The sequence below is a fragment of the Hoeflea sp. genome (genome assembly GCF_039975035.1).
Taxonomy (GTDB): domain Bacteria; phylum Pseudomonadota; class Alphaproteobacteria; order Rhizobiales; family Rhizobiaceae; genus Hoeflea.
In genome coordinates this window covers 1-4,929 of record NZ_JBDWHW010000224.1, presented here as the reverse complement: position 1 = coordinate 4,929, position 4,929 = coordinate 1, and the positions used below count along the sequence as shown (strand labels likewise).

Annotated in this window: 1 protein-coding gene and 3 pseudogenes; 2 read left to right on the top strand and 2 right to left on the bottom strand. The window is 56.2% G+C overall.

The window, feature by feature from the left end; all coding sequences use genetic code 11:
- Nucleotides 1–57: 57 nt before the first annotated feature.
- Nucleotides 58–255: pseudogene (locus ABJN75_RS19850) on the bottom strand (transposase); the annotation flags it as partial.
- A 267-nt stretch (nucleotides 256–522) separates the two neighbouring features.
- Here ABJN75_RS19850 and ABJN75_RS19845 point away from each other — a divergent pair.
- Nucleotides 523–1,770, top strand: a complete 1,248-nt coding sequence (locus tag ABJN75_RS19845) for an IS110 family transposase (RefSeq protein WP_348408480.1) — start codon at nucleotides 523–525, stop codon at nucleotides 1,768–1,770.
- Nucleotides 1,771–1,837: 67 nt separating this feature from the next.
- On the opposite strand, the pseudogene ABJN75_RS19840 reads toward ABJN75_RS19845, so the two are convergent.
- Nucleotides 1,838–2,869, bottom strand: a pseudogene (locus ABJN75_RS19840) (IS256 family transposase); the annotation flags it as partial.
- A gap of 59 nt (nucleotides 2,870–2,928) precedes the next feature.
- Between ABJN75_RS19840 and ABJN75_RS19835 the strand changes: the two are divergent.
- Nucleotides 2,929–3,780, top strand: a pseudogene (locus ABJN75_RS19835) (UDP-galactopyranose mutase); the annotation flags it as partial.
- Between the last annotated feature and the right edge of the window lie 1,149 nt (nucleotides 3,781–4,929).

The window sequence follows — 4,929 nt, the reverse complement described above, 5'->3', positions numbered from 1 at the left end:
GGGGGAGTGTCATGAACTTTGTGTATCTGGCCTGGCCCATGCGGGTTTTAGATACAGTCACGCATTGAAGCGATCCTCGAACATTATGGCGAAATGATTGCGAGCCGCAAACCATTCTCGAACATTCCGGCCGCCTTTCTCAAAGTTTCGGATCGCCAAGTAGATCAGCTTCGTTGCAGCGTCTTCGGTCGGGAACGATCCCCGCGTCTTGATCGATTTGCGGATTACACGGTTCAAGCTTTCAATTGCGTTGGTAACCGGTATGAAGATTCTGGTGTCAAAGTTCGGCCCGGATTTTCGGATTTGGGTGTATGGTGCGACCATCCGGGACAGAGGCACCGGGAGCACGAATGTGCGGGCAGGCCGTTCCTATAGCATGAGCCGAGAGCTCGAGTTAGTAGTTGGCCGCCTCTGCGACTCGCCCGGTTGCGCCGAGAGCGCGAATCCGTAGTTGTCGTGTCGCCCGCCGCTCCCGCTTTTTGTCACTGGCAATGGGAGGCGCACATGCGACGCGTAATTGGAATCGACATCCACCGTACCTTTGGGGAGGTGGTGATCTGGGAGAACGGTCTAACGAGGCACGAGGGACGGGTCGACATGACTCGCACGGCTCTGGAGGGGTTCGGCAGGCAACTTCTGAAGACGGACGAGGTCGTGATCGAGGCGACCGGGAACTGCATGGCGGTGTCGCGCGTGCTGACGCCCTATGTGAAACGGGTGGTGATCGCCAACCCGCTTCAGGTGAAGGCCATCGCCCACGCGCACGTGAAAACCGATAAGGTAGACGCTGCAACGTTGGCGAGTTTACATGCGGCTGGTTACCTGCCGGAGATCTGGACCCCGGATGCGGCGACGGAGCGGATGCGTAGGCTCGTTGCGCGCCGCTATCAGGTTGTCCGGCATCGAACCCGGATCAAGAACGAGGTGCATGCCATCCTGCATGCGCATCTTATCCCGAAATGCCCACATGCCGATCTCTTCAACAAGCGTGGCCGCGATTGGCTGACCCGCCAGTCGGTGCCGGAGGATGAGCGAGCCGCCATCGTGCGCCATATCCGAGAACTGGATCGACTTGGGGAAGATCTCGCCATGCTCGACGGTGATATCGCTCAAGGCGCCTTGGAAGATGAACCGATCCGGCGGCTGCTCACTATCACCGGGGTTAATTTAACAGTGGCGGCCGGGCTGATGGCGGCGATCGGCAGCATCGACCGGTTTACTTCTCCTCAGAAACTGGTGAGCTACTTCGGGCTGAACCCACGGGTGCGCCAATCCGGCCTCGGGCCAGCCTATCATGGCCGGATCAGCAAGGCCGGCCGCAGCCACGCCCGCGCAATGCTGGTCGAGGCGGCTTGGGCAGCGGCTAAAGCGCCAGGCCCGCTGCGCGCGTTCTTCATCCGTATCCGTGCGCGCCGTGGCCACCAAATCGCTGCCGTTGCGGTGGCACGCAAGCTTACTACGCTGTGCTGGCATATGCTGACAAAGCAGGAAGATTACCGTTGGGCTCGACCCAGTCTTGTCGCCCATAAAATCCGGTCCATGGAGTTGGCTGCCGGAGTGCCGCCGAAGAAAGGTAACAAGCGTGGTGCCAGCTATGCCTATCACGTTAAGGAGTTGCGAGATCAGGAAGTGCAGATCGCGGAACGGGCAGAGAAAAGCTATGAGCACTTTGTTGCAGCTTGGCGAACGTATCCTTCGAAACGACCCGGGTGTGCAGTCGCCTCAAGCCAGCAGGGACTAAATAGGCTGCCCGGTGACGCTTCCAGCTGACGCGTCACGCTTCGCCACGAGGTCGACCACACAGGAAAAGATTAGCAGAAACCAGAAGAAAAGTCTTGTCGATCACATCCGTGGTGTAGATGATCTTCCGGATGGCGGGATCAAAAGCAAAGAACGGGATCACTTCCTGCCAAGCTCTGCGCCAGGCCGGTGCGACGGAGGCATATTTCCCAGCCCATTTTTCCTCGAAGGCATCCAGCTCCAAGCCAGCTTGCTCGGCTGTAGGGGCACTGTAAATCCGCCGCAGATCAGCGGCCACCTCCTTGCGATCTTTCCAGGCACAGAAGTTCAACGAGTGGCGCACGAGATGAACGATGCACGTCTGCACGGCTGTGTCCGGAAAGGCTGCTGTGATGGCATCAGGGAAGCCCTTGAGGCCGTCCACGACCGCGATCAGGATGTCTTGCAGCCCACGGTTCTTCAGCTCTGTCATCACGGAGAGCCAGAATTTGGCGCCCTCGTTGTCGGCGATCCAAAGACCAAGAACCTCGCGCACGCCATCCCTGCTGACACCAAGGGCCACGTAGACGGCTTTGTTCTTGACCATGCGGCTATCGGCGTCGCGGATCTTGACCCGCAGAGCGTCAAAAATGACGATGGGATACATCCGGTCCAGCGCCCGGGATTGCCACTCCCGAACCTCATCCAACACCGCATCGGTCACGCGGCTGATCAAGTCTGGCGAGACTTGCAGGCCATAGACGTCCTCAAGATGAGCACGGATATCGCGGACCGTCAGACCGGCGGCGTAAAGCCCGATAATCTTGTCATCCATCCCATCAATGCGGGTCTGTCCCTTCTTCACCAGTTCAGGCTCGAAGCTGCCGTCCCGGTCCCGCGGCACAGCGATAGGCAGTTCACCGTCTTGCCCCTTCAATCTCTTGGCAGATGACCCGTTGCGACGGTTGGCCTGATCAGGCGGGGCATCCTTGCCGTCTTCATAGCCCAGATGTGCCGTCAGCTCAGCACCGAGCATCCGCTCCATCAGCTTGATCTTGAGCTCTTTCATTAGCCCGGCATCGCCAAGCAGGTCTTCAGGCCGCTCGCAGCCCTTCAGTAGTTCGTCCAGCAGTTCCTTGGATATGGTCATCGTCCTTGCTCCTCTCAGGAAGCATGGACCAGATCGCAATTACACAGAAGATCGGACACTCTCAAGGCCGGGTGTTTTCGCTTCCGATCAATCTGCTGACGATTAACCAGTTCTTTGGGACAACAATGTCGCCTGACGAAGCACGCAAATTCATCCAAGAGCGGGCTGACACCTCAATCGAAGAACCGCGGAACTTTGAAGAACAAGCTCTAAAGTTCATTGGGCCTGAACTCTACCAGGCCTTCTTTCTAGGGTACACGCGCAAGCAATGGGGCAAGGAACCCACAGAAATTCCCGCCTCAATCTTGAAGCGGCTGCCTGTGCGCTTCAACTATGACGACAATTACTTTGCCCATCGTCACCAAGGCATGCCGGAACATGGCTATACATCGATGGTTGAGAATATCCTCGATCACCCCAATATTGAGGTAAAGTTGAACACGGAACTGGTCGCTTCGGATATCGAAGACTACGATCACGTTTTTTGGTCGGGCCCGCTAGACGCCTATTTCAAACACAGGCTTGGGCGCTTGCAGTACCGCACCCTGGACTTCAAACGCATTGAGCAGACCGGCGACGCTCAAGGCTGTGCGGTGATGAATTACACCGATGAAGAAGTGCCCTGGACCAGGATTACAGAGCATAAGCATTTCAGCCCCTGGGAAGAGCACGACAAAACACTTCTGTTCCGCGAATATAGCCGTGCCTGTGAGCCCGGCGATATTCCATATTATCCGATCCACCGCACCGATGGAGATACATTATTGGAACAGTACCAAGAGGCCGCCACTGCAGAGAAGGGTGTAACCTTCGTAGGCCGGTTAGGAACCTATCGATACATGGATATGGATGTCACAATCCGGTCGGCCTTGGACACATTGGCCGAATGGCAGAAGGCACATGCGAACTGAACCGCGATCTGTTTCTTGTGCTAACAGTGCAGATGTCCGAGCAATACAGCTCTTGTGCGAGCCTAACCAATTTTATTCGCCAACTAACTTTTCAGGTTCATAAGTCCTGCTTCACAGCAGAACGAGCTGCTCGCCCTGCAGATTAGGACGGCCAGACCGGTCTGTTGTGGAATGCCGAACGGACCTGGGGGTCTAACCTTATTGCCAGAGGATTGCAGACTTATGACCCATCATCTGATGTGACAGGCTGGGTATCTGTGGCTACGCCATTTTCACCCTGAGGTCGCAAGGCTCGGTCGATAGCATCTGACATTTTGCCGATCTCGTAAAAAAATGCCGCTACAGCAATCCCAGAGAGAACGATCATCCCGTGATATGCGGCCGGCAGAAAGACGGCAATGCTAGTGCACACAATGATATTGTGTCTTTTCATGAGCTTAGTCTCCGACGTTCACGATAAACGATAGAGCGGATCGACGTCCCTCGCAAGTCCGGAGCATGAAGGATGATCAAACCCGCACGCGTGGTCTGATGGAGATCTCACTCGAAGAAGCCTCCAAAGAGCTGCCTTCATGAGATCTCCCTGTCGAACATCACCGAAATCGCGCGGTTTGAGCCACGCGATGTCTACCGAAGCTCGATTTCACCTGCGGCCGGGTTCGGACGTGGGCCAATCAGCGTGAGAGCGATCTGCAAGTTGCCGACTGCACTAAACGCGACCGCCATCTTATCACGGACGGCCAGACGATCGACGCTGAAACCCCATTGCTCGAGCGGAAGAATGCAGCGGCGCCATAATGAGGTTTAGGCTCCCCCTTCACTGAACAGTATAGAGGGTACTCGATGGAAAGACGCTTCAAGCTCTTCATATCTATCTTTTCCAGCAATCGCGCAGTAGGTCACTGCGAAGATCGAAAGACATCCGAGTGTAGCAAGGTATAGCGGCTTCATTTCCCCTCCTGAATTTCCCCTCATACGGGAACGTCCATGTGACCTGACGGTTCCCCATTACCACTGCAAATGTCGTCGCGGTTCGCCCCCTTGAGGCACCAGCATGCCCCGTTCGGCCAAGGTGGATCAACCGGAGCATATTCAGCAATGAATGACGCGCTTCTAAGAGGCTCACTCGAAGAAGCCCCCATTGCCACC